This window comes from Microbacterium sp. bgisy207, assembly GCF_057706855.1.
Genome location: NZ_JBYIPB010000002.1, coordinates 201,363 through 224,617 on the forward strand (window position 1 = coordinate 201,363; position 23,255 = coordinate 224,617).

The 23,255-nt window shown below is 67.7% G+C and carries 21 protein-coding genes and 1 tRNA gene; 12 read left to right on the forward strand and 10 right to left on the reverse strand.

Annotation, left to right across the window (positions count from 1 at the left end; translation table 11 throughout):
• Positions 1–96 precede the first annotated feature (96 nt).
• Positions 97–1,530 (forward strand): cysteine--tRNA ligase, encoded by a 1,434-nt coding sequence (cysS, locus tag AC3ENO_RS02630; RefSeq protein ID WP_434969057.1) that lies wholly within the window; start codon positions 97–99, stop codon positions 1,528–1,530.
• On the forward strand, positions 1,527–2,525 hold the full coding sequence (gene rlmB, locus AC3ENO_RS02635) for a 23S rRNA (guanosine(2251)-2'-O)-methyltransferase RlmB (protein WP_434969058.1): 999 nt from the start codon (positions 1,527–1,529) through the stop codon (positions 2,523–2,525). The genes cysS and rlmB overlap by 4 nt, the downstream gene beginning before the upstream one ends.
• A 71-nt stretch (positions 2,526–2,596) precedes the next feature.
• Here rlmB and AC3ENO_RS02640 read toward each other — a convergent pair whose 3' ends face one another.
• From AC3ENO_RS02640 to AC3ENO_RS02650, 3 genes are all read right to left on the reverse strand, one after another.
• Positions 2,597–4,027 carry an amidohydrolase family protein gene (locus tag AC3ENO_RS02640; RefSeq protein ID WP_434969059.1) on the reverse strand — a complete coding sequence of 477 codons (1,431 nt, stop codon included), beginning with the start codon at positions 4,025–4,027 and terminating at the stop codon, positions 2,597–2,599.
• A 69-nt stretch (positions 4,028–4,096) separates the two neighbouring features.
• Positions 4,097–4,993: an NAD(P)-dependent oxidoreductase gene (locus tag AC3ENO_RS02645; protein WP_434969060.1), complete on the reverse strand. Its 897-nt coding sequence runs from the start codon at positions 4,991–4,993 to the stop codon at positions 4,097–4,099.
• The gene (locus AC3ENO_RS02650) at positions 4,990–6,372 is read right to left on the reverse strand and encodes a M24 family metallopeptidase (protein ID WP_434969061.1); all 1,383 of its coding nucleotides are present in this window, start codon (positions 6,370–6,372) and stop codon (positions 4,990–4,992) included. Before AC3ENO_RS02650 ends, AC3ENO_RS02645 begins: the two co-directional genes overlap by 4 nt.
• Positions 6,373–6,497: 125 nt before the next feature.
• Here AC3ENO_RS02650 and AC3ENO_RS02655 point away from each other — a divergent pair, with 125 nt between their 5' ends.
• On the forward strand, positions 6,498–7,205 hold the full coding sequence (locus AC3ENO_RS02655; RefSeq protein WP_434969062.1) for an SDR family NAD(P)-dependent oxidoreductase: 708 nt from the start codon (positions 6,498–6,500) through the stop codon (positions 7,203–7,205).
• Positions 7,206–7,258: 53 nt separating this feature from the next.
• A complete protein-coding gene (locus AC3ENO_RS02660) occupies positions 7,259–7,978 on the forward strand; it encodes a helix-turn-helix domain-containing protein (RefSeq protein WP_434969063.1) in 720 nt (239 codons plus the stop codon).
• 44 nt (positions 7,979–8,022) lie between these two features.
• On the opposite strand, the gene AC3ENO_RS02665 is transcribed toward AC3ENO_RS02660, so the two are convergent.
• Positions 8,023–9,093 carry a zinc-dependent alcohol dehydrogenase gene (locus tag AC3ENO_RS02665; protein WP_434969064.1) on the reverse strand — a complete coding sequence of 357 codons (1,071 nt, stop codon included), beginning with the start codon at positions 9,091–9,093 and terminating at the stop codon, positions 8,023–8,025.
• Positions 9,090–9,401 carry a Dabb family protein gene (locus AC3ENO_RS02670; protein WP_434969065.1) on the reverse strand — a complete coding sequence of 104 codons (312 nt, stop codon included), beginning with the start codon at positions 9,399–9,401 and terminating at the stop codon, positions 9,090–9,092. Before AC3ENO_RS02670 ends, AC3ENO_RS02665 begins: the two co-directional genes overlap by 4 nt.
• Positions 9,402–9,550: 149 nt before the next feature.
• On the opposite strand from AC3ENO_RS02670, the gene AC3ENO_RS02675 reads away from it, so the two are divergent.
• Positions 9,551–10,579 carry a ketopantoate reductase family protein gene (locus AC3ENO_RS02675; protein WP_434969066.1) on the forward strand — a complete coding sequence of 343 codons (1,029 nt, stop codon included), beginning with the start codon at positions 9,551–9,553 and terminating at the stop codon, positions 10,577–10,579.
• A gap of 62 nt (positions 10,580–10,641) precedes the next feature.
• Here AC3ENO_RS02675 and AC3ENO_RS02680 read toward each other — a convergent pair whose 3' ends face one another.
• Together AC3ENO_RS02680 and AC3ENO_RS02685 are read right to left on the reverse strand one after the other, a co-directional pair.
• Positions 10,642–11,349, reverse strand: a complete 708-nt coding sequence (locus AC3ENO_RS02680) for a GntR family transcriptional regulator (protein WP_434969067.1) — start codon at positions 11,347–11,349, stop codon at positions 10,642–10,644.
• The gene (locus tag AC3ENO_RS02685; protein ID WP_434969068.1) at positions 11,346–11,870 is read right to left on the reverse strand and encodes a VOC family protein; all 525 of its coding nucleotides are present in this window, start codon (positions 11,868–11,870) and stop codon (positions 11,346–11,348) included. Before AC3ENO_RS02685 ends, AC3ENO_RS02680 begins: the two co-directional genes overlap by 4 nt.
• 163 nt (positions 11,871–12,033) lie before the next feature.
• Between AC3ENO_RS02685 and AC3ENO_RS02690 the strand changes: the two genes are divergently transcribed.
• From AC3ENO_RS02690 to AC3ENO_RS02700, 3 genes are all read left to right on the forward strand, one after another.
• The gene (locus tag AC3ENO_RS02690) at positions 12,034–14,208 is read left to right on the forward strand and encodes an alpha-ketoacid dehydrogenase subunit alpha/beta (protein WP_434969069.1); all 2,175 of its coding nucleotides are present in this window, start codon (positions 12,034–12,036) and stop codon (positions 14,206–14,208) included.
• Positions 14,209–14,225: 17 nt separating this feature from the next.
• Positions 14,226–15,485, forward strand: coding sequence for a dihydrolipoamide acetyltransferase family protein (locus AC3ENO_RS02695; RefSeq protein WP_434969070.1), 1,260 nt, complete (start codon positions 14,226–14,228; stop codon positions 15,483–15,485).
• A 113-nt stretch (positions 15,486–15,598) separates the two neighbouring features.
• Positions 15,599–16,237, forward strand: coding sequence for an NAD(P)-dependent oxidoreductase (locus tag AC3ENO_RS02700; RefSeq protein WP_434969071.1), 639 nt, complete (start codon positions 15,599–15,601; stop codon positions 16,235–16,237).
• A 15-nt stretch (positions 16,238–16,252) separates the two neighbouring features.
• On the opposite strand, the gene AC3ENO_RS02705 is transcribed toward AC3ENO_RS02700, so the two are convergent.
• The 3 genes from AC3ENO_RS02705 to AC3ENO_RS02715 all read right to left on the reverse strand — a co-directional run bounded on the left by AC3ENO_RS02705 (position 16,253) and on the right by AC3ENO_RS02715 (position 19,742).
• Entirely contained in the window at positions 16,253–17,566 is a 1,314-nt protein-coding gene (locus AC3ENO_RS02705; RefSeq protein WP_434969072.1) for a DUF4032 domain-containing protein, read from the reverse strand.
• Between the two features lie 76 nt (positions 17,567–17,642).
• Entirely contained in the window at positions 17,643–18,746 is a 1,104-nt protein-coding gene (locus tag AC3ENO_RS02710; protein WP_434969073.1) for an ABC transporter ATP-binding protein, read from the reverse strand.
• Between the two features lie 147 nt (positions 18,747–18,893).
• A complete protein-coding gene (locus AC3ENO_RS02715) occupies positions 18,894–19,742 on the reverse strand; it encodes an NAD-dependent epimerase/dehydratase family protein (protein WP_434969074.1) in 849 nt (282 codons plus the stop codon).
• 184 nt (positions 19,743–19,926) lie between these two features.
• On the opposite strand from AC3ENO_RS02715, the gene ppk2 reads away from it, so the two are divergent.
• The 4 genes from ppk2 (at position 19,927) to AC3ENO_RS02735 (ending at position 23,252) form a co-directional block, all read left to right on the forward strand.
• Positions 19,927–20,808, forward strand: coding sequence for a polyphosphate kinase 2 (gene ppk2, locus AC3ENO_RS02720; RefSeq protein WP_488185757.1), 882 nt, complete (start codon positions 19,927–19,929; stop codon positions 20,806–20,808).
• A 150-nt stretch (positions 20,809–20,958) separates the two neighbouring features.
• Positions 20,959–21,915, forward strand: coding sequence for a DsbA family protein (locus AC3ENO_RS02725; RefSeq protein WP_434969076.1), 957 nt, complete (start codon positions 20,959–20,961; stop codon positions 21,913–21,915).
• A gap of 40 nt (positions 21,916–21,955) precedes the next feature.
• Positions 21,956–22,031 (forward strand) — tRNA-Thr (locus tag AC3ENO_RS02730).
• Positions 22,032–22,271: 240 nt separating this feature from the next.
• Positions 22,272–23,252: a DMT family transporter gene (locus tag AC3ENO_RS02735; RefSeq protein WP_434969077.1), complete on the forward strand. Its 981-nt coding sequence runs from the start codon at positions 22,272–22,274 to the stop codon at positions 23,250–23,252.
• Positions 23,253–23,255: the final 3 nt, after the last annotated feature.

A 23,255-nucleotide genomic window follows, 5' to 3' on the forward strand; every position in this document is an offset into this window, starting at 1 on the left:
CGCGCTCGGCGAGCGTGCCTACGCGCGCACAACGCCGCGGTCCCCGGCCGCGAACGCCGCCGGGTTCGGGCGGTGACCCGCCGGTAGGCTGGAGGGATGACCGATGCGGCGACGGCGGCGGGCTCAGGACCCCTGCAGCTCTACGACACGCGCACGCAGCAGCTGCGCGTGTTCACGCCGCTCGAGCCCGACAACGTGACCGTCTACGTGTGCGGACCGACGGTCCAGTCGGGGCCTCACGTCGGACACCTGCGCGGCGCTCTCGCTTTCGACATCCTGCGCCGCTGGCTGACGCATCGCTATGGCCGCGTGACGTTCGTGCGCAACGTGACGGACATCGACGACAAGGTGCTCGCGAACGCGACGGCAACCGAGCCGTGGTGGGCGTTGGCATACCGAGTCGAGCGCGAGTTCACCGACGCGTACGCGGCGATCGGCATCCTTCCCCCTACGTACGAGCCGCGCGCGACGGCCTCGATTCCGCAGATGATCACGCTCATCGAGCAGCTGATCCGGGCGGGCCACGCGTACCCGGCCGAGCCGGGAACGGATGCCGAAGGCGACGTCTACTTCGACGTGCAGTCCTGGGCGTCGTACGGGGAACTCACCCATCAGGCGATCGACGACGTGGCCCCGGCCGCCGACGCGGAGACCCGCGGCAAGCGGGACGTCCGTGACTTCGCGCTCTGGAAGGGCGCGAAACCCGACGAACCTGCCGACGCCGGATGGGACTCCCCGTGGGGCCGCGGCCGCCCCGGATGGCACATCGAGTGCTCCGCGATGGCCCGTCGCTATCTCGGGGACGCCTTCGACATCCACGGGGGCGGACTCGACCTGCGCTTCCCGCACCACGAGAACGAGCTGGCGCAGTCCCGCGCGGCCGGGGATGCCTTCGCCCGGTACTGGGTCCACAACGGACTGGTCACGGTCGACGGACAGAAGATGTCGAAGTCTCTGGGTAACTACGTGCTTGCCCAGGACGTGCTTGCAGAACGCGATCCGCTGGTGGTGCGCTATGCCCTTGCGGCAGCGCACTACCGATCGAACCTGGATCTGTCTGCGAAGTCCTTCGATGAAGCAGAGGCGGCTCTCGATCGCATCCGGACCTTCCTCGAGCGCGTCGTCCGCCACGGGGACTACCTGGGGGTGGCCACCGAGAACGCGGCTTTCGCGGCGGCGATGGATGACGATCTGGGTGTCCCACAGGCGCTCGCCGTCATTCATGAGCGCGTCCGAGAGGGCAACACCGCCCTCGACGCGGGGGACACCGAGACAGCGCGCGTCCTGGCAGGGGAGGTCTCGGCGCTGACGGGGGTGCTGGGTCTCAACCCCCTCGACGCGCAGTGGGCCTCGGCGCCCGGTGGAGCAGTCCCCGCACTGGATGCTCTGCTGAACGAACTCATCGCGCAGCGCGCCCGCGCGCGCGCCGACAAAGACTGGGCCGCGGCTGACCGCATCCGCGACGCCATCGCCGCCGCGGGGGTCACCCTCGAGGACGGCCCCGACGGAACGCATTGGAGCATCTCATGAGCAAGCCAGGGCGCCCCGGCGCACGCAAGTCGTCCAAGAAGGGCGCCACGAAGGGCTCCGGCGGGCAGCGGCGCAAGTCGCTCGAAGGCAAGGGGCCGACACCGAAGGCCGAGGACCGCAGCTGGCACGTCGCCGGCAAGCGCAAGGCGGCCCAGGAGCGGTATGTCGCCGCGGGCGGAACGGGTCGTCCGGGGCAGCGAATCGCGGGAGCGAGCGCGGCGCGCGGCGGCCGTCCGAAGCAGAACGACGACACCGAGATCGTCACGGGCCGCAACTCGGTGCTCGAGGCGTTGCGTGCCCGCATCCCGGCGACGGCCTTCTACATCGCCCAGCGCGTCGAGATGGATGACCGGGTCAAGGAGATGCTCTCGATCGCGACTCATCGCGAGATCCCGGTCCTGGAGGTCACTCGTCCCGAGCTTGACCGGATGGCCGGCTTCGATGGGGTGCACCAGGGTGTGGCGCTCAAGGTGCCGCCGTATGAGTATGCGCATCCGCAGGACCTGCTGGAGCAGGTGGTCGACGCCGACCAGCTGCCTCTGCTCGTCGCGTTGGACGGTGTCACCGATCCCCGCAACCTCGGCGCCATCATCCGTTCGACCGCTGCCTTCGGCGGTCAGGGCGTGATCATTCCACAGAGACGCTCGGCCGGCGTGAACTCCGCGGCGTGGAAGACCTCGGCTGGAGCGGCAGCGCGCATCCCCGTCGCGATCGCGCCGAACCTCACCACGACCCTCAAGGAGTTCAAGAAGCAAGGCGTCTTCGTTCTCGGACTCGACGGCGACGGGGACGTCTCTCTGCCCGCCCTGGAACTGGCCGATCGTCCGGTCGTGATCGTCGTCGGCTCCGAGGGGAAGGGCCTCTCGCGCCTCGTGACCGAGACGTGCGATCAGATCGTCTCGATCCCCATCTCGACGGCCGCTGAGTCGTTGAACGCGGGAATCGCGGCATCCGTCGCGCTGTATCAGGTCTCGACGATGCGGCAGCAGCACTAGAGGCCGGATGCGGCGACGGTGCCGACCCGAGCGGATCGGCACCGTCGATACGCCGGTGATCGGCTGTCGGATCAGTCCTTCTTGTACTGGTACGGGTTGTAGAGCACTTCGGCTTCCGGGATCTCGGGGAACTGTCCCGCGACCCAGTCGTCGCCGACCTCGCGCTCCAGGTACGACACGGTGTCCTCGAGCTTGGCCTTTACTCCCGGCAGGTCGCCGGCGACGAGGCGACCCTCCGACTTGACGACCTCGCCGCCGACCAGGACGGTGTGCACGTCGCCACGCTGGGCCTGGTAGACGATCTGGCCCCAGGGATTGATCAGTGGCGCCCAGGTGGCTGACGCGTCGTTCTTGAGCAGCACCACATCGGCGAGCTTGCCCTTCTCGAGCGACCCGATGAGGTGCTCCTTGCCGATCGCCTGAGCTCCGCCGCGGGTCGCCATGCGCACGACCTCTTCGGCGCGGAGCTTGACGTGCGTGACGGTCTCTGCGGGTTCGAGCTGGTGAGCGAGGTAGTGCTCCAGGGCGCGATCGGCGTTGACGGTAGCACGCATCGCGGAGAACAGATCAGCGCTGAACCACACGCTCGTGTCCACCGAGAGCGACGCGGGAATGCCGTATCGACGCAGCTGGTGCACAGGGGGGTAGCCCTGACCGCACGTGTCCTCGGACTCGGTCGCCAGCGACACGTTGCCTCCGGTCGCCGCGATCTTCTGGTACGACTCGGCAGACAAGGATGCGGCATGCACGTAGGTGTAGCCCTCCTTCATGACTCCCGCGTCGTAGGCGTTTCGGATGCCCCAGTCGTTGGTGGCGCCCCATACACCCGCGTGAGTCGTGACCGGAAGCCCGAGTTCTTCGGCCACACGGTATGCGGCCAACTCCGGAAACTCGTCGTCCTGGTTGGGAACGTCGAAAGCGATCTGCGTACCGAACATCCGGGAGTCGTCGCGGGATCGCACCAGCAGGTCCTGTACCGCGGGATCGGCTGTCCATTCCCAGGGCGAGCCGGCCAGGTTGCCGTAGGCGAGGACGAACCTGCCCGGCGATGTCGCAAGCGCTTCATAGGCCGCCTCGCCGTGCTCGACCGTGCGAAGCCCGTGCGACCAGTCGACGCTCGTCGTCACGCCCGACTCGACAGCGTCCAACGCCGAGATCAGGTTCCCCGCCGCGATGTCCTGAGGGCGGAACTTCGCGCCGTGCTGCAGGTAGTACCACACGAAGTACTGGGTCAGTGTCCAGTCGGCGCCGTACGCGCGCATCGCGGTCTGCCACATGTGGCGGTGGGTGTCCACCATCCCCGGCATGACGATGCCACCCTCCGCGTCGATCTCGAAGGTGCCGTCGGGGACGGCGAGATCGTCTCCGACCTCAGCGATCTTGCCGTCGACGACGAGCACGTCGCCATGTGGCAGAACGGTGTGGGCATCGTCCATCGTGACGACGATACCGCGCCGGAACACGACAGGCTGTCCGGGTTGGGGCAGCGGGCTCTCGGGCATTGACGCTCATCCTCCTTGATTTGCGGTCGATGCTCCCAATAAAGCACTACTGGACACTCTTGTCCAGTGTTACTCCTCGAACTGCTCCCGTGGCCGGATGCGTAGACCGCGTCGACTGACCTCGGCGATCGCGCTCCAATCGAGATCCTTCAGGTCGTCGTCGGCGAGCGCCGCCTCGAAGACGGCGGTGAGCGCCGGGAGAGTCGCGGGCATCAGACCCACCGATCGCGCAACCTGCTCGGCGAGATCGAGATCCTTCCGGCCCAGGCCGATGTGAAATCCCGGCGGTGCGTAGCCGCGCTCGGCGATGAGGTGTCCGTAGCCGGTGTACACGACCCCTCCGAAGAGGGTGCTCGAGAGAAGCTCGGTGAACGTCTCGGGGGGAACGCCGAGCCGTTCGGTCATTGCCACCGACTCGCCGATCGCCTGCATTGCGTGAATGATGTTGTAGTTCACAGCCGCCTTGACGGCGTTGGCGACCGCCGGCCGTTCTCCGAGCAGCCAGACACGCTTTCCCATGGCCTCGAGATACGGGCGAACTGCTGCGGTGGCGTCCGGATCACCCGCCGCGAGGATGTTGAGCTCTCCCTCTGCCGCGACCGACGGGCGGCCCAGCACCGGCGCCGCGACGTAGTGGCCGCCCGCCTCGCCGACCTCATCAGCCAGTGCGGTGGCCAGGTCGGGACTGATGGATGCCATCGCGACGTGAGTGCGTCCGCGGAGCACGCCGATCCGAGCGGGCGTCATGACAGCCTGCATCGCGTCGTCGTTCGCCAGCATCGAGAACGACACGGCGCACTCGAGCGCGTCCTCGGGGCGGTCCGCGCTGAGTGCTCCCCGGGCGACCGCGGCCGATACGGGCGCGGTCGACCTGTTCCAGACTCGTACGTCGTGGCCCGCGGCGAGCAGGCGGGCTGCCATGGCCGACCCCATCGAACCGAGCCCGAGAAAGCCGACGGTACTCACGCTTCGCCGCGTCCCCAGATCGTGTTGCGGTGGGACTGGGAATCGCGATTGAGATTGAGGGGCCCGTCGATCGTGTAGTAGCGGCGACCGGCGACGATGAGTTCCTCGGCGGGGAACTTCGTGATGATTTCGCACCCGTCGGCGGTCACGACGACCTCCTCTTCGATGCGCGCTGCGCCCCAGCCATCCGCAGCGGGCCAGTAGGTTTCCAGTGCGAAGACCATACCCTCCTCGAGCACCTCGGGGTGATCGAACGAGGTGAGCCGTGAGAAGATCGGCTTCTCCCAGATGGACAGGCCTACGCCGTGGCCGTACTGGAGCGCGAAGGCCGCCATCTCGTCGGGGAACCCGAACTCCTCGGCGCGAGGCCACACCGCTGCGATGTCGGCTGTTGTCGCACCGGGTCGCACCAGCGCAATCGCCCGATCCATGTACTCGCGCGCGCGCGAGTACGCGTCCTTCTGCGCCTGGCTTGCCGATCCCACCGCGAACGTGCGGTAGTAACAGGTGCGATAGCCGTTGAAGCTGTGCAGGATGTCGAAGAACGCCGGATCCCCGGGCCGGATCAGTCGGTCGCTGAACACGTGCGGATGCGGCGAGCATCGTTCTCCGGAGATCGCGTTGACGCCCTCGACATACTCGGAGCCGAGGTCGTAAAGGGTCTTCGCAACGACGCCCACCGCCTCGTTCTCTCGGACGCCCGGTCGGAGGAACCGATACAACTCCTCGTAGGCGGCATCCACCATGCTGGCCGCCTGGGTCAGGAGGCGGATCTCGTCCGAGGTCTTGATCCGCCTGGCCTCCATGAATACCTGCTGGCCGTCGACCACCTCGATCCCCTCGCGCTGGAGTGCGATGAGGACAGGCATCTCGATGACGTCCACGCCCAGGGGCTCGTTTGCCAGGCCGAACTTCTCGAGTTCGCGCTTGACCTTGCGTGCCACATCTCCCGCCAGGTCGGCATCAGGAGGGAAGGCGCCCCGAAGCGTCGAGATGCCGGCACGGGCGCCGCTTTCGAGTCGAGGGCGCTTGGCGCCTTCGTGCGGGGAGTGCGGATCGGCGTCGGCTTCGGCGGACGTGACGTCTAGCCACGGGTTGTACAGGGCGTGGTGTTTGGCGGCGGAGCCGAAGTCCCACACGATCGGGTCGGTCTTGCGCGTCAGCAGCGCGAACCGGATGAGCTTGTCCATCGCCCATGTACCGATGTGCGTTCCGCTCATGTATCGGATATTCGAGAAGTCGAAAGCGAGGACCGCGCCCAGATCCGACCGCTCCAGTTCTGCGTGGAGGCGATCGAGCCGCGCATCACGCAGGCGCTCGAAGTCGACGCGCTGCTCCCAGTCGACCGCGGCCGTCCCCGTCGTTCCCGTGCTCTTCATCGAAGCCCCCTCGTCCATGGCCTGCTTGACATCGACTCTCCGGTCGAGTTCACTCTAGTAAAGCTCTACTGGACATCGATGTCCAGTTTCACTTCGTCGGTGTAGGGAGAGCGTGAGGAGTTACCGTGAGCGAACGGACCATCGTCGTTGTCGGCGGAACATCGGGTATCGGACTGGAGATTGCGAAGGACTGCCTCTCGCGGGGCGACCACGTCGTCATCACCGGACGCGACCTGGAGCGGACCCGAGACATCGCGAGCGGCCTCGGGGAAGGTGCGAGCGGCGTCGCGCTGGACATCTCCGAACCGCACACCATCGCTGATCAACTCGCCGGAGTCGGCCGCGTGGACGGTCTCGTCCTCGCGGCAATCGAACGTGACGCGAATTCGATCCGCGACTACGACATCGACCGTGCGATCCGTCTGGTCACCCTCAAGCTGGTGGGGTACGCGGCGACGATCCGTGCGCTCCTGGACCGGATGGAGCCGAGCGTCGACACCGGAATCGTCCTGTTCGGCGGGCGGGCCAAGGATCTGCCCTACCCGGGGTCGACGACGGTGTCCTCCATCAATGGCGGCGTCACGGGCCTCATCAACACTCTCGCGCTCGAGCTTGCACCGATTCGGGTCAACGCGATCCACCCCGGGATCATCGGCGACAGTCCCTTCTGGGCGTCCAAGCCCGACGGCGTCCTGGAGCAGTACGAGCGGCACACCCCGGGAGGCAATCTGGCGACGATGGCCGACGTCGTGGATGCCACCCAATTCCTCCTGCGCAATCGCGGCGTTTCGGCGGTCAACCTCCCCGTCGACCGGGGAACCGTGTTGATGTAGTCGCGGCGTTCCGAGGTGGCGCGCATGTCCTGCTTTAGACTGAGCGGACGTTCGTGGCCGAGGAGTGGCTGCGCTGGTGGGAGATCATGACCGAGGGCCTGGGAGCCAAGCTCCGCGAGGTGCGCACTGCGAAAGGCATGAGCCTTCGCTCGCTTGCGCAAGCACTGGGCGTTTCCGCCTCACTCATCTCGCAGGTGGAGATCGGAAAGACGCAGCCGTCGGTGTCCACGCTGTTCGCGATGGCGAACCACCTCGGCGTCTCCTTGGACGAACTGGTCGGAAACGTCCCCACTGGGGGTCCCTCACCGATCGCTCCTGCGCCCGCCGCGCCGGATGCGTCGGTCGTTCGCCGCGCATCGGACTACCCCGTCATCGAGATGGAGAACGGTGTCCGCTGGGAGAAGCTCGCCAGCGTGCCCGGTGGCCCCGCCGACGCGCTCCTCGTGACCTACCAGCCCGGCGCGAGCAGCTCGGTCGAGGACCGGCTGATGCGCCATGCCGGAGTCGAGTACGCCTACCTGTTGGAGGGCGAGCTCACTCTGCAGCTGGACTTCGACACGTATGTGCTGCATCCGGGCGATTCGCTGAGCTTCGACTCGATGCGCCCGCACCTTTTTGTCAACCACACTGACCAGGTCGCGCGCGGGGTGTGGTTCGTCTTCGGCCGGCGCCCCCAGAACGAGACGATGCCGGCCGCGCGCGGCGTGCTTTCGCAGCCCGCTGCTCCGTCGTCGGCCGTGGATGTGCTGCGCGCGATGGAGCGGCTTCCCTGAGAGCGTGTCGGTCTTCCGCAGCCCCGCTCCGACGGTGACCGAGGTCAGGCTGGCGTGTGCGCGTGATTGGCGGGCCTGCGGGTCTCGATCCAGGGGTCGATCAACGTCTTGACCTGACCGGGAGCTCCGCTCAGCAGCGGTTGCAGCGCCCCGTCGACGACCTCGTCCAGCGGGAGGACCTCCGCGGCGACGTCCGACCAGTCGGCGCGCGCCGCGAGCAGCCGCACCGCTTCGGGGATGTCGTCACGGTAGACGTGGGCGACAGTTCCGACGATCGTGTACTCGCGCAACGTCCAGGATCCCAACGGAAGCGGTGGCTCCCCGCGCTGGATGCCGACCGGAACGATCGTTGCTCCGGGACTTGCGGCCTCGAGGACGGCCGCGAGTCCCGGAGCCGACCCCGAGACCTCGAAGAAGACATCCGGCACGATGCTCCGTTCGGCGAGGGAATCGTGAAGGCTCTGGGTGCCGGCCTGCACGGTCTCTTCCGCCCCGAGGGCGCGCGCCAATTCCAGTCGCTGGGCGTTGAGGTCTGTAACGAGCACGCGCGCTCCGGTGGCCGCCGCCGCATACGTGATGAACGCGCCGATTCCGCCGACGCCCACGACGACGGCGTCTTGGCCGGGCTGAAGGCCCGAGCGGCGCACCGCGTGAACCGCGATCGCCATGGGTTGGGCGAGCCCGAGCGTGTCGAGTGTCAGCCCACTCGCGGTCGTGTCCCAGACGATCGCCGCGGGGCAGACGACGTAGCCCGCAAGCCCGCCGTCGTGGTGGAAGCCGATGGTGGTGTACGACGTGCAGAGGTTGGTCCTGCCCGCTCGGCACATCTTGCACTCGCCGCACGACACGCCCGCGCCGCACACGACCGTCGCGCCCACGGCCAGGTCTGTGACGCCCTCGCCGACCTGCTCGATGATGCCGGCGAACTCGTGCCCGAGCGTGACGGGCGGCTGTGCGAGCACGAGCCCGCGACCGAACTCGGTGGCATCAGACCCGCACACCCCGCACACCCCGACTCGAACGAGCACCTCGCCTGGCCCAGGCTCGGGGACAGGCACGTTCTCCACCTGAAGATCGTGGACCTCGTGCAGCACCGCTGCGCGCATGGTGCTCATGCGAGTTCACCCTGCGTCAGGGGGAGCTGCGCGGCAGCGCGCTCGGCGAGCATTGCTCCCATGAGCTCGGCGTACACGCGCGCGTGGGCGGGATGGTCGAGGTACGCGTGCAGGCCGGCCTCATCGTCCACGATCGCGGCGACGGCATAGTCCATTCCGCTGGGCCGCAGTCGCAGATTCGGCCCGGCGACGTACGACCGCAACTCTGGGATCTGGGAGGCCATTGTCGTCAGGGCTGCCGTCAGTCGTGCAACATCATCGTCGGTGACGCTGTCGACCCACCGGAAGGATGCGAGGTGGAGGATCATGCTGTCCGCTCTCTGCGCTGATAGTGTCCAGTAACAGTGAACACTATCAGCCTCGGGGCCCAGATTCGAGACCCGGGCGACAGGGATGTACGCCGCTGCTGTATCGTGCGAGTGTTCCGGCAGCGGCGACGGACGAGGGGAGGCCGACGATGACGCGGATCGCGGTTCTGGGTGCTGGCGCCAACGGGGCGTCGATCGGCGCGGATCTCATCCGTGCGGGGGAGGATGTCACGCTCATCGAGCAGTGGCCGGCCCACGTCGAGCGCATGAGGGCCGATGGATTGCGCATCATCACGCCGGACGAGGAGTACCGTGTGCAGCCGGATGTCCGACACTTCTGTCAGGTGGCGGAGTTGCGCGGCCGGTTCGACGTCGTGCTGATGCTCGTGAAGGCCTATGACGCGGCGTGGGCTGCTCGACTTATCGAGCCGTACCTCGCCGACGACGGCATCCTCGTCGGCGTGCAGAACGGGATGACCGCCGGGGTCATCGCTGAGGCGGTGGGTCGGACACGGACTCTCGGGTGTGTGATCGAGTGCTCCGCGACGATGACGGATCCGGGAGTCGTCCACCGGCATACCCCGGTCTCCCGATCGTGGTTCGCGGTCGGGGCGACGGATGGCGGCCCGGCCCACCGTATCCCTGAGCTGGTCCGGATCCTCGGTCTGTCCGGCACGGTGGACGTCTTCGACGACATCTTGGCGGCGAAGTGGATGAGGCTCGTCAGCAACAGCACTCTGCTGGTCACTTCGGCGATTCTGGGGCTGCCGATGATCGATGCTCTTCAGCAACCGGGCTTTCGCGAGGTCATGGTCGCGGCGGGGAACGAAGCGATGCGAGTCGGTGCGGCGGAAGGGCACCCCGTTCTGCCGATCTTCGGTTTGAGCAGCGACGAGGTGAGTGACCCCGATCGGGTGGTGGACATCATGACGGACAAGCTGTTCGCGAGTTTCGTCGTTCCGGGAGCCACCACGACCGTGCTGCAGGACTGGGAGAAGGGGCGCCACAGCGAGGTCGACGACCTCAACGGTCATGTCATCGCCCGCGGCGCCGTTCACGGCATCCCGACCCCGGTCAATTCGCGGGTGGTCGAGCTGGCGCGCCTGATCGAGGGGGGACACCTCTCGCCGGCGGCCTCCCACCTCCCGGCTCTGCGGGAGCCGCTGGCCACGGTGTGATCTCCACCGCGGCCTGCTCGGTTCGGTGGGTGCGTGTCCTCGGATCCGGCGAAGCTCAGGGACTAACGAGGACCGAACCGGTCTGCGAAGATCTCCGGCGTACGGGCGAGCTGACGGCGTGTGCGCCGGATATGCGCAGCCAGCACCCGTTCGGCCTCGGCAGTGTCGTGGTCGCGCAGTGCCGCCACGATCAGGTGGTGCTCTTCGTGCGCGATGCGGCGCGCATCCGAGGTCCACGAGGCGACATAGCTTCGGCGGTACGGGGCTGTCATGTTCCAGAGCCGAAGCACCAGGTCCGACAGGTGAGCCGTGTCGGCTGCAGCGTAGCTGGCGTGATGGAACGTTGCATCGAGCGCGAGGAACGCCTCGGTGTCGTGGCCGGTGTTGCTGATCCGGTCGGCGAGCGCGGCGAGTTCGGTGACCGCCTCGTCGGAGAGGTGGGGAGCGCTGTACGACAGCAGGAGGGGCTCGAGGCGCTCGCGCATTCGGTAGATCTCCTCGCACTCGGCGAGCGTCATCGTCGACACCCACGCGCCCGCGTTGGGCACAACCGTCAACAGCCCCTCGTACTCGAGCTGGCGGATCGCTTCGCGCACCGGAACTCGACTCGCACCGTAGCGCGCAGCCAGATCCTCCTGGCGGACCCGTGTTCCCGGCGGTCGGCTGCCGTCGATGATGCCGCGTCGGATGTCGTCGGCGATACGGGCTCCCGCGTCACCGTCTCGACTTCGGGGACCGGCGATCGAGCTCAGGTGCGGCCCGCCGGTCACCGCGCCGGGTCCTTCGGATGCCACAAGAGCGTCGTGGCTCCAGCCTCGTACGCTTTGCCCGCGGGGTAGCTGACGAGCTCGAATTGCATGCCCCACGGGCTCCGGAAGTACAGCCATCGCTGGCCGGCGGATGCGCCGGCGCTGGCCACCGGGGTGCCCATGACCTCGACTTCGTGCTGTCGCAAGTAGTCCACGGCCGCGTCCATGTCATCGACATAGAGAGCGAGGTGGTGGCCGCCGATATCACTGTTGCGCGGCTGGGGGGCCTGTCCGTCGGCGCTGTCGTACTGGAACACTTCCAGGTTCGTGCCGTGTCCGAGTCGATAGAACCGGATCTCGCGGATCTCGGTGCGGGGGTCCACCCCGAGGTGCACGCTCATCCAGTCGTCGTCAGCGCGCTTCGCGCCAAGGGTGTAGACGTGTGTTGCGCCGAGGATGTCGACCAGGAACCCGTGCGCTTCATCGAGGTCGGGAACCGTGAATCCGACGTGATCGAGGCCGCGTACGCCGGGGAGTGCCATGTGAACCTCCTTGGTCGCGGGTGTTGGCTGGATTGTATCCAGATAGGCCGCTCAGGCTCAACAGAAACCGATTTCACCCACAAAAGTGTTGTGATTGGATGCAATCGCGCGTACAGTCTCAGCAGACAAGACCTGGATACGCAACGACGCGAGGGTGGATGAGATGCCGCGACGCCGACGACTGGAAACCGGCACCGACTGGGTGCAGCTGACGACGACCCCCGCCGACTGGAAGGCTGCAGGTCCCGACCTTCTCGGAACGATGCTCGCCGAACTCCACCTGATCCGTGCGTTCGAAGAGACCGTGCTCGCGCTCGCCGCGGAAGGGCTTGTCCACGGACCAGCGCACTCCAGCATCGGCCAGGAGGGCGGAGCCGTCGGATCGATCGTGGGGCTTCGCTCGACGGATGCCGTCAACGGCTCGCATCGCGGACACCATCAGTTCCTCGCCAAGGCCCTCACCCACGTCACCGGCGGCGCGGTGGACCCGCGCGATCCGGTCACGCCCGCCGTGCAGACTGTCTTGCAGCGAACCCTGGCCGAGATCCTCGGCCTCGCCCAGGGCTACTGCCGCGGACGCGGCGGGTCGATGCACCTGCAGTGGTTCGAAGCGGGGGCGCTCGGCACGAACGCGATCGTCGGAGGGGGCGCGCCGATGGCCGCGGGCAACGCCTGGGCCCAGAAGCACGCCGGCACCACCGACCTGACGGTGAACTACTTCGGTGACGGCGCGAGCCAGATCGGATCAGTGCTCGAATCGATGAACCTCGGGTCGGCCTGGCGGCTGCCGGTGTGCTTCTTCATCGAGAACAACATGTACGCCGTCTCGACCCACGTCGAGGAGATCACCGCCGACACGCGGCTGTCGGTACGGGGCCAGGGCTTCAGCATCCCAGGGTGGCGTGTCGATGGCATGGACCCTCTCGCGGTGTACCTCGCGATGACCGAGGCGGCCGAGCGCCTGCGTGCGGGGGAGGGTGCCACGATCATCGAAGCCGACGTCTACCGCTACTTCCACCAGAACGGTCCATACCCGGGGAGCGCCTTCGGGTATCGCACCAAGCAAGAAGAAGCGGACTGGCGCGCGCGTGATCCGCTCACGCGCGTCGCCGCTGAGATGCACACGCTCGGCCAGATCACCGAGGATGAGGTCGCCGAGCTTCGCGCTCGCTCCCAGGCGGCGATGGAAGCCGCGGTTGCGGAGCTCATCGAAGCCGATCCCGATCGGGACGGGCGCCGCCGCATCCGGCCGGAGCTCTGGCCCGATCCGAGTTTCGTCGATGTCGGCATCCGGGGAGATGCCAGCGAGCTCGAGGAGCTGCCGATCCTCGACGCCGCCGCGACCCGGGAGATCACCTTCGTCGACGCCGTGGCTGAGGTCATGGCCCGGCGGATGGAGACCGATGAGCGCATCGTGGTGCTCGGCGAAGACGTCCACCGGCTCAAGGGCGGCACCAACGGCGCGACGAAGGGCTTGGCTGAGCGTTTCCCCGGCCGAGTCGTGGGTACCCCGATCAGCGAGAACGGGTTCTTCGGACTGGCAGGCGGGCTCGCTCTCGACGGGCGTTTCCGGCCGGTGGTCGAGTTCATGTATCCGGATTTCATGTGGGTCGCAGCCGATCAGGTCTTCAATCAGGTCGGCAAGGCGCGACACATGTTCGGCGGAGACAATCCCGTGCCGCTCGTGTTGCGCACGAAGGTTGCGATGGGCTCCGGGTACGGATCCCAGCACCTCATGGATCCAGCGGGCGTGTTCGCGACCGCGCCCGGGTGGCGGATCGTCGCACCGTCGACGGCGGCTGACTACGTCGGTCTGATGAACGCCGCTCTCGCTCTCGATGACCCTGTGCTGGTGATCGAGCACGTCGACCTCTACAACACGGTGTCAGCGGTGCCCGACGGGGACCTTGACGGCATCCTGCCGCCGGGGCGCGCCGTGGTGCGCCGTGAAGGCTCCGATGTCACGGTCGTGAGCTACCTGTCGATGGTGGGGCACGCGCTCGAGGCCGTCGAGCAGACCGGGATCGACGCGGAGGTGATCGACCTCCGGTGGCTTGACCGGGCCTCCCTGGACTGGACGACGATCGAGGCGAGTGTGCGCAAGACCAACGCCGTGCTGATCGTGGAGCAAGGCGCTCGCGGCACCTCTTACGGCGCGTGGCTTGCCGACGAGATCCAGCGCCGACTGTTCGACTGGCTCGACCAGCCCGTGGAACGCGTGACGGGAGGCGAAGCCAGTCCCAGCATCTCCCAGGTGCTCGAGCGCGCCGCGATCGCACGGACCGAGGAGGTCGTCGCCGGGCTCGAACGGGTCCGCGCCGCGTGGGGAGGTCGATGATGGCCACAGTCATCCGCATGCCCGAGATCGCCACCGGCACCGGTGTCGCGGCCGTCCAATCCTGGCTGGTGGCGGTCGGCGATGAGGTGACCAAAGGGCAGCCCATCGCCGAGATCGAAACCGAGAAGGCTGTCGTGGAGTACGAGGCCGAGGACTCCGGGGTTGTCGCTGCGCTGCTCGTGAGCGCGGGGGAGGCGACTGCCGTCGGCTCCTCCATCGCTGTCCTCGGCGCGCCCGGAGAGTCCGCCGAGGAGGCGATCGCGGCCGCGGGGGCGTCGCCGGCAGGCGGGTCGGGCTCCGAGGATGCCGCGCGGGCGGTGAACGCGAGCGAACGATCGGCCACGGCGTCCGACCTGCCCGTGCCCACCGCGGACGGCGAGCCTGACCCCTCCCGGGCCGACGATCCTGCACCGGCCGGACGGATCTTCGCGACGCCGCTCGTCCGCCGTCTTGCGCGCGAGCGCGGCATCGACCTCACGAGTGTTTCCGGCACCGGGCCGAACGGACGCATCGTGCGCCGAGACATCGAGGACCTCAGGGCGACGTCGCCCGCATCCGATCCAGCCGCTCGCGCCGTGGGAACCTCGCCGGACGCGGCCTACACCGATATCCCGCACACCGGCATGCGGCGTGCGATCGCCCGCCGTCTCACCGAGAGCAAGACGACGGTGCCGCACTTCTACCTCGTCGCGCACTGCCGAGTCGACGCGTTGCTGGAGCTTCGGCGGCAGATCAACCTGGCGGAGACGGTTCGGGTCTCGGTCAACGACCTCGTGGTCAAGGCGGTGGCTGCTGCGCTGCGCGATGTGCCCGAGGCGAACGCGATCTGGACAGAGGACGCGACGCGTCGCTTCACGTCGGTGGATATCGCGGTAGCCGTGTCCGTCGAGGGGGGTCTGCTCACGCCGGTCGTGCGCGGCGTGGAACGGATGCCGCTGAGCGAACTGAGTGCGACGATCCGCGACCTCGCCGACAGGGCGCGCGCGGGGCGGATCAAGCAACACGAGCTGGACGGCGGGTCCTTCTCGGTCTCGAACCTCGGCATGTATGGGACCACCGAGTTTGCGGCGATCCTGAACCCGCCCCATGCCGGGATCCTTGCCGTCGGCGCGGCCGAGAAGCGGCCGCTGGTCGGGGCGGATGGCGGGATCGAGGTCGCGACGATGATGACGGTGACTCTGTCGGCCGACCACCGTGTGTGGGATGGCGCGCTCGCAGCCCAGTGGCTGGCAGCTTTCCAGCGCCGGGTCGAGAACCCCGTCTCCATCCTGGTCTGAGCGAGCCCCGGCCTCGCGTCGCTCGCCGTGGCGGCGCGAGGGAATAGCGCGGCCCGTGACCGGTTTGATCCAACGACGGCCTGCTCGGGCCGCATCGGCAGAAAGGGACCACAATGGCTCGTATCGCAGTGCTCGGAGGAACCGGCTATGCCGGATCGCACATCGTCAAGGAAGCGGTCGACCGCGGTCACACCGTGGTTTCGGTTGCGCGGTCAGTGCCATCGGAGCGGGTGCATGGTGCGACGTATGTCGAGGGAAGCATCCTCGACGTTCCCGGGCTCGTCGAGGAGCTCGCGGGTGTCGATGTCCTCGTGTCTGCTGTCGCGCCGCGCGGCGACATGCTCGGCAAGGTCCGCCCCGCGATCGAGCAGCTGCTGTCGGTGCTGCCCGGGGATGTGCGCATCGGCGTGATCGGCGGCGCGGGCGGCAGCCTTGTGGCTCCGGGCGGACCGCGGGTGATCGACAGCGGCTTTCCCGAGGAGTTCAAGCCCGAAGCGTTCGAAGCGATCGGCATCCTCGAGGACCTGCAGGCCGACACGTCCGGGAGGGACTGGTTCTTCGTCCACCCGGCGGGCGGGTTCGGCGCCTGGAATCCGGGTGAGCGCACCGGTACCTACCGGACCGGCGGCGACGTCATCGTGACGGATGCCCAGGGCGAGTCGTTCATCTCGGGGGCGGACCTCGCCGTGGCGGTGCTCGATGAGATCGAGAACCCCCAGCACGTTCGGGCGCGCTTCACCGTCGGATACTGACCGGCGCCGGTCTGCTCAGACCAGATCGCGCCAGTCGGTCGGCCCCGTCGACGGGCTGCGCGTGGTCGGAATCGCATCGGTGACGATGGGGATCGCGAGGGTGTCGGTCGGCGGACCCATCACTGTCGCTTCGTCGCGGCGGTACCGGAGGACGTCGTCGATGTAGCTCGTGACGGCCTCCGCAACGGGAACCGACTGACCCCGCGCCTGCGACATGTACCACCGGTGTTCAAGGAACTGGTGGTAGACCTCGGCGGGCTCGAGCTTGGCGCGCAGATCGAACGGGATGGCGCGGATGACGGGCTCGAACACCCGAGTGAGCCACTCGTGAGCGACCATCTCTTCGTCGTCGCCTGCCCGCGATCCGCGCGCCTGGAACTCGTCGAGATCGTTCAGCAGACGGCGAGCCTGGTTCTCCTCGACGTCGAGTCCCGTCAGACGGATGAGTCGGCGTTGGTGGTGGCCCGCATCCACGACCTTGGGCTGGATGGATACACGGGTTCCGTCGGCGGTGGTCTCCATCGACATCTCGCCGATGTCGAAGCCGAGTTCGTTGAGGCGCTCGACGCGCTCGGTGATCCGCCACGCCTCGCGTGCTTCGAAAGTCTCGATCTCGGTCAGTTCTCGCCAGAGCGATCGGTAGGCGCTCATGATGCCGTCCGCGATCTCGACGGCATCCACCCCGCCCTCCAGGCGTCCGCCGGCCTCGAGGTCCATGATCTCGCCCGCGATGTTGGTCCTGGCCACGTCAAGGTCGTGCTCCCGCTGCCCGGGGGTCAGGCCGCTCTCGTGCAGCTCACCGGTCTCGGCATCCACGAGGTAGGCCGCGAACGCACCGGCATCACGACGGAACAGCGTGTTCGAGAGCGACACGTCGCCCCAGAAGAACCCGACGTTGTGCAGCCGCACCAGGAGTACCGCGAGGGCATCGACCAGGCGCGTCGCGGTCGTCGGGCGAAGCACCTGGGTGAACAGGGCCCGGTAGGGCAGCGAGAACTTCAGGTGCGCGGTCACCAGGGCTGCCGGCAGCGGTTCACCCTCGGCGTCCCGTCGTCCGGCGATGACCGCGACCCGTTCCACGCACGGGGCGTCAAGGCGGGCGAGGTTTCCCAGCATGTCGTACTCGCGTCGTGCCATCTCCTCCGTCGTCTCTTTGATCGCGACGACCCGACCCGACAGGCTCGCGAAACGGACGGTGTGGCGAGAGATGCCCTTGGGGAGGGAGACGATGGTGTCAGAGGGCCACTCGACCAGCGGCACAGACCACGGCAGAGTCAGCAGGCCGGGATCGACGGTGCTCGCTGTGATGGACAGCTGCGTGTGCGACATCCGTTCCTCCGCATCGGGGTGACATGCGTGACGGCGCGGACGTCCCAGACATCCGCGCCGTCACGATGGGGAAAGGTCAGACCGAAGCGACGGCCTTCTCTGTCAAGCGCTCGCCCGACTCGAGGTCGAACAGGTGCACGTGGTCGAGGACCGGCGCCAGCACGACGGTCTCACCCGCGTGCGGGTGGCTGCGGCCGTCGACGCGAGCGACGACATCCGTGCGCTTGCCGTTGATGTCGGCGTGACCGTACAGGTAGCCGTCGGCACCGAGCTCTTCGACGAGGTCCACGACCACCGACAGGCCCTTGCCGTCGGCCGGCGCGACCTCGATGTCCTCGGGACGGACGCCGATCGTCAGCTCCTTGCCGGTGGCCTTGGCGAGCACCTCGCGCTCGACCGGCACGAGGTGGGTACCGAAGTTGACGCCGCCGTCGACGATGTCCACCGGGAACAGGTTCATGGCGGGGGAGCCGATGAAGCCCGCGACGAAGATGTTCTTGGGCGCTTCGTACAGGTCTCGGGGGGTGCCGACCTGCTGCAGGATGCCGTCCTTGAGCACCGCGATGCGGTCGCCCATCGTCAGAGCCTCGGTCTGGTCGTGGGTCACGTAGACGGTGGTGACTCCCAGGCGGCGCTGCAACGAGGCGATCTGGGTACGGGTCTGCACGCGCAGCTTCGCGTCGAGGTTCGACAGCGGCTCGTCCATGAGGAACACCTGGGGCTGGCGCACGATCGCGCGGCCCATCGCGACACGCTGACGCTGACCACCCGAGAGGGCCTTCGGCTTGCGGTCGAGGTACTGCTCGAGGTCGAGGAGCTTGGCAGCCTCCAGGACGCGGGCGGCGCGCTCGTCCTTGTTGACGCCGGCGATCTTGAGGGCGAAGCCCATGTTCTCGGCGACCGTCATGTGCGGGTACAGCGCGTAGTTCTGGAACACCATCGCGATGTCGCGGTCCTTCGGCGGGACGTCGGTGACGTCGCGCTCGCCGATGCGGATGTGACCCGAGTTGACCTCTTCGAGGCCGGCGAGCATGCGCAGCGAGGTGGACTTTCCGCAGCCGGAGGGGCCGACCAGGACGAGGAACTCGCCGTCTCCCACTTCGAGGTTCAGCTTGTCGACCGCGGGACGGGTTCCACCCGGGTAGAGGCGGGTTGCGTTGTCAAAGGTGACGGACGCCATTTCTTCTTCTCCTTCACCGGCAGGTACGTGCCGGACGATCCGTTGTGAGGATGAGCGGGGGCTTGGCCCGCACGCCCGTCATCGGGCGCACCTGTCAGTATGCCACTCCCACCTGGGAGCGACCAGCGAGGGCCGCGGTGCGAGGGGTCAGACGTGATCGCGCCAGGAATACTGCGGGGCGTAGCCCAGCATCCGTCGGGCCTTCTCGATCGACAGCAGCGTGTGGTTCGCCCCCACCTCGCCCTTCACGGGGACATCGGGGAACACCTCAGCGAGCAGTTCGGCGTTGGGCCGGGACATCACCGTGTCGGCGGCGGCGATGATGTACTGCTCGAAACCGGCAGGCGCGACCTCGAGCGCGCGCGCCACCGCCTGCGCGCCGTCGCGGGCGTCGATGTAGCCCCACAGGTTCCACTTGCGTGTCCGTGCGTCGGCGTCGAAGTCGGGGAAGGCCGCGTAGTCCTCGGGCACCATGACGTTCGAGAAGCGCAACGCCGTGATGGACAGGTCGGGATGCCAGCGCACCAGCTCGTGCGCCATCCGCTCTTCCAGCGTCTTCACGAGCGAGTACACGCTCTCGGGGCGAGGCTCGTACTCCTCGTCGACCGGCACATACGGTGGCGGGACGTCGAAGGGAAGTCCGAGGACCGTCTCGCTCGAGGCGTAGACAAGGCGACGGATGCCGAGTCTCACGCTCGCCCAGAAGACGTTGAACGTCGCCGCCATGTTGTTGTGGAAGACAGCCACGTCGGAACGGATGCCGGGAGCGGGGATGGCCGCAAGATGGACGACCGCGTCCACGCCTCGTTCGTCCCGGTCCCCGAGGCCCGAGAGCGCATCGATCACCTGCCCGTAGTCGGTGAGATCGACCTGCAAGAAGCCCGGCGCGGGGCTGCCGGCGATGTCCATGCCGATCACCTCGTGGCCTGCGGCGCGCAGGTCGCGGACCACGACGGTTCCCAGTTTTCCGGTCGAACCGGTCAGAGCGATACGCATCTGTCCAGCCTCCCACGCGCTGCGGCCCCTCGGGTGCGAGGGGCGATCGTCACCGGATGTTCACCCCGGGGTGGTCTAGGGTCTCGTGCGACGCAGCTGAGTGGGCGACAATGCGAACGGGGTGTGCGCGATCCCGACGGCGCACTCGGAGGTAGCCATGTTCGAGAACGTTCCTGCCGGCGACATGCGGGCCTACATCGAGTACCTGCGCGAGCGCGGCTACACCGTCCGCGACGGGCATACCCCCGACCCGGACCTGATCGACCCGCAGGGCAACCCCGTCTACACCTGGCAGGAGGGGTACCCCTACGCGGAGCGGATGAGCCGGGAGGAGTACGAGCTCGAGAAGTACCGCCTGCAAGTCGAGCTGCTGAAGTTCCAGTACTGGCTCGAGGACACGGGCCGCCGCGCGATCATCCTGTTCGAAGGTCGCGATGCCGCGGGCAAGGGCGGCACGATCAAGCGGTTCACCGAGCACCTGAACCCGCGCACCGCGCGCGTGGTCGCGCTGGCCAAGCCCAGCGACCGCGAGCACGGCCAGTGGTATTACCAGCGCTACATCCAGCACTTCCCGACCTCCGGCGAGATCGTCATGTTCGACCGTTCCTGGTACAACCGCGCCGGCGTCGAGCGGGTGATGGGGTTCTGCTCGGACGAGGAGTACGAGACGTTCATGGAGCAGACGCCCTCGTTCGAGCGGATGCTGGTCGAATCCGGCATCCACCTCACGAAGTTCTGGTTCTCGGTCTCGCGCACCGAGCAGCGCACCCGCTTCGCCCTGCGCCAGCTCGATCCCGTGCGCCGGTGGAAGCTCTCACCCATGGATATCGCCTCGTTGGACAAGTGGGCCGAGTACACCGTCGCGAAAGAGGAGATGTTCCGCCGCACCGACAAGAAGTACGCGCCGTGGACGATCGTGCGTTCCAACGACAAGAAGCGGGCGCGCATCAACGCTATGCGGTTCTTCCTCGGGCAGTTCGACTACGACGACAAGGATGTCGACGTCGTGGGCACACCCGACCCGCTGCTCGTGATGCGCGGCAAGCAGGAAGAAGCCGACGAGTAACACCGCCGTCGAGAAAGGGGCCATGTCTGGGCTTTTCCCAGGCTCTCTGGCTACCATCGGGGGCGGTGGCCGTCACCTGAGCGGCACCCGGGCCGGCACCACGGCCCCCTGCCGGGCACGGCCCGGCCCCTTGTTGTGTGAAGAGGTTCCATGTCGAGCGACCAGACGCCCAGCGGCGAGCAGCCCGCGGCGCCCGAAGCTCGCGACCGCCGCGAAGCGGTACGCGAGAAGGCCCAGAAGGTCCACGCGAAGCAGACGCGCGCGCGCCGCATCCGTGCCGGAATCATCGGTGTGGGGATCGTCGCGGTGGTCGCTGTCGTCGCGGTGTCAGTCACCTGGGCCGTCACCTCGACGACCTCCACGCGCGCGCTCACCCCTGCTGCCGCGAAGGCTGACGGATTCCCGGTCACCGCGGTCGGCGGTGTCGTGGTCGCTGCCGAGGGCGTTGACGACAGCACGTCACTGGAAGCGGGCGCGACGACGACCGCGACCCCGGAGCCGACCCCCGTGGCCACCGAGGCTCCCGAGATCGAGATCCGCGTCTACGTGGACTACCTGTCGACCGGCTCCGCAGAGTTCCAGTTCGCCAACGCGCCGCAGCTGTCGACGTGGGTCGAGGAGGGCGCCGTCAGCCTCACGTACTACCCGGTGGCGATGCTGACCGCGAAGTCCAACGGCACCAAGTACTCGTTGCGCGCGGCCGCGGCATCCGCCTGCGTCGCCACCCACGCGCCCGAAGCCTTCTTCGCGTTCAACAACGCACTGCTGAGCCAGCAGCCGGATGTCGACGCCGACGGATACTCCGACACCGAGCTCGCCGACATCGCGCAGGCATCCGGGGTGTCCAGCCCCAAGGTCGTTCGCGGCTGCATCGAGAACGGTGACTTCCTGGCGTGGGCCAAGAAGGCCACCGAGCGCGCGGTCGAGGAGATCCCGGGGACGGACGGCGAGCAGCTCACCGGAACGCCCCTGGTCCTCGTGAACGGGTCGGTGTACGTCGGCGCGCTCGATGACCCGAAGGAGTTCGCGCAGTTCGTTCTCACGATCGACTCCGACGCCTACTACCAGACCCCGACGCCCACACCGACCCCGACCCCGACTTCCTGAGGCAGGGAGGACAGCGGCGCCCCGATAGACTGGGGCATCTGCCGACGTGGCGCAATTGGTAGCGCACCCGACTTGTAATCGGGCGGTTACGGGTTCAAGTCCCGTCGTCGGCTCCACACACGTCGGTGTCGCGATTGGATGCCGACGCCGACGTTGTCATCGGGCGGTTACGGGTTCACGTCCCGTCGTCGGCTCCACGTACGTCGGTGTCGCGATCGGATGCCGACGCCGACGTTGTCATCGGGCGGTTACGGGTTCACGTCCCGTCGTCGGCTCCACGTACGTCGGTGTCGCGATTGGATGCCGACGCCGACGTTGTCATCGGGCATCGCCGCCGTCTCGGGCAGAATGAACCGGTGACGTCCGGCAGAGCAGCGACGGCCCTCGGGCTCCTCGGCACTGCCCTGGTCGGCGCCCTCACCGCGCTGCAGGTTCGCGCCAACGGCCAACTCGGTCACCGTATCGACGACAGCACGTTGGCAGCGGCGTTCTCGTTCGGCTCGGGACTCGTTCTCATCGCGGTGATCGCGGCGCTCACCCCTGCGGGACGGCGCGGACTCCTGGCGCTCCGCGACGGCGTGCGCGCGGGCAGCATCCGGTGGTGGATGCTGGCAGGAGGGCTCGCCGGCGCGTTCACGGTCTCCAGTCAGAGCCTGACCGCCGGCATCATCGGTGTGTCGCTGTTCACCGTCGGATTCGTCGCGGGCCAGATCGTCTTCGGTATCCTGATCGATCGGATCGGCTACGGGCCCTCCGGCGTGGTGCCGGTGACGGTCCGCCGAGTGACAGGAGGCGCTGTCGCACTGGTCGCCGTGGGGATCTCCGTGACCGGAGGAAACCTCACCGGAGTTCCGTGGTGGATGTTGCTTCTGCCGCTCCTGTCAGGTGGCGGGGTCGCGTGGCAGCAAGCGACGAACGGCAGACTGCGCGGAGCAACCGGATCCGCAATGGCCGCCACAGTGGTCAACTTCTTCGGCGGCACGATCGTCCTGGTGCTGATCGCTGCCGTGCATGTCGTCGCCGTGGGGCTCCCGACGAGCTGGCCGAGCGACCCGTGGCCGTACCTGGGGGGTGCACTCGGGGTGGGTTACATCCTGTTGTCTGCCGCTCTGGTGCGCAGGACGGGTGTGCTGCTGCTCGTTCTCGGTTCGGTGGTCGGTCAGCTCGTGACGGCGCTCGTGTTGGACGCGATCTGGCCGGCGCCGGCCAGTCCGGGCCTCGCGCGCGAGGTGCTGGTGGCGCTCATCGCTCTTGCATCCGTCGCCATCGTCGTTGTGCCGTGGTCACGGGTGTGGTCACGAGTATGGTCACGTGCGCGGCCGGGACCGCGCACGTGACCA

What these genes read in the sequence shown, in the direction of transcription:
- cysS (WP_434969057.1), top strand. Translation starts at nt 97, where the DNA reads ATGACCGATGCGGCGACGGCGGCGGGCTCAGGACCCCTGCAGCTCTAC.
- AC3ENO_RS02690 (WP_434969069.1), top strand. Translation starts at nt 12,034, where the DNA reads ATGCCGCGACGCCGACGACTGGAAACCGGCACCGACTGGGTGCAGCTG.
- AC3ENO_RS02725 (WP_434969076.1), top strand. Translation starts at nt 20,959, where the DNA reads ATGTCGAGCGACCAGACGCCCAGCGGCGAGCAGCCCGCGGCGCCCGAA.
- AC3ENO_RS02715 (WP_434969074.1), bottom strand. Translation starts at nt 19,742, where the DNA reads ATGCGTATCGCTCTGACCGGTTCGACCGGAAAACTGGGAACCGTCGTG.
- rlmB (WP_434969058.1), top strand. Translation starts at nt 1,527, where the DNA reads ATGAGCAAGCCAGGGCGCCCCGGCGCACGCAAGTCGTCCAAGAAGGGC.
- AC3ENO_RS02650 (WP_434969061.1), bottom strand. Translation starts at nt 6,372, where the DNA reads ATGAAGAGCACGGGAACGACGGGGACGGCCGCGGTCGACTGGGAGCAG.
- AC3ENO_RS02670 (WP_434969065.1), bottom strand. Translation starts at nt 9,401, where the DNA reads ATGATCCTCCACCTCGCATCCTTCCGGTGGGTCGACAGCGTCACCGAC.
- AC3ENO_RS02640 (WP_434969059.1), bottom strand. Translation starts at nt 4,027, where the DNA reads ATGCCCGAGAGCCCGCTGCCCCAACCCGGACAGCCTGTCGTGTTCCGG.
- AC3ENO_RS02705 (WP_434969072.1), bottom strand. Translation starts at nt 17,566, where the DNA reads ATGTCGCACACGCAGCTGTCCATCACAGCGAGCACCGTCGATCCCGGC.
- AC3ENO_RS02695 (WP_434969070.1), top strand. Translation starts at nt 14,226, where the DNA reads ATGCCCGAGATCGCCACCGGCACCGGTGTCGCGGCCGTCCAATCCTGG.
- AC3ENO_RS02710 (WP_434969073.1), bottom strand. Translation starts at nt 18,746, where the DNA reads ATGGCGTCCGTCACCTTTGACAACGCAACCCGCCTCTACCCGGGTGGA.
- ppk2 (WP_488185757.1), top strand. Translation starts at nt 19,927, where the DNA reads ATGCGGGCCTACATCGAGTACCTGCGCGAGCGCGGCTACACCGTCCGC.
- AC3ENO_RS02700 (WP_434969071.1), top strand. Translation starts at nt 15,599, where the DNA reads ATGGCTCGTATCGCAGTGCTCGGAGGAACCGGCTATGCCGGATCGCAC.
- AC3ENO_RS02665 (WP_434969064.1), bottom strand. Translation starts at nt 9,093, where the DNA reads ATGAGCACCATGCGCGCAGCGGTGCTGCACGAGGTCCACGATCTTCAG.
- AC3ENO_RS02675 (WP_434969066.1), top strand. Translation starts at nt 9,551, where the DNA reads ATGACGCGGATCGCGGTTCTGGGTGCTGGCGCCAACGGGGCGTCGATC.
- AC3ENO_RS02685 (WP_434969068.1), bottom strand. Translation starts at nt 11,870, where the DNA reads ATGGCACTCCCCGGCGTACGCGGCCTCGATCACGTCGGATTCACGGTT.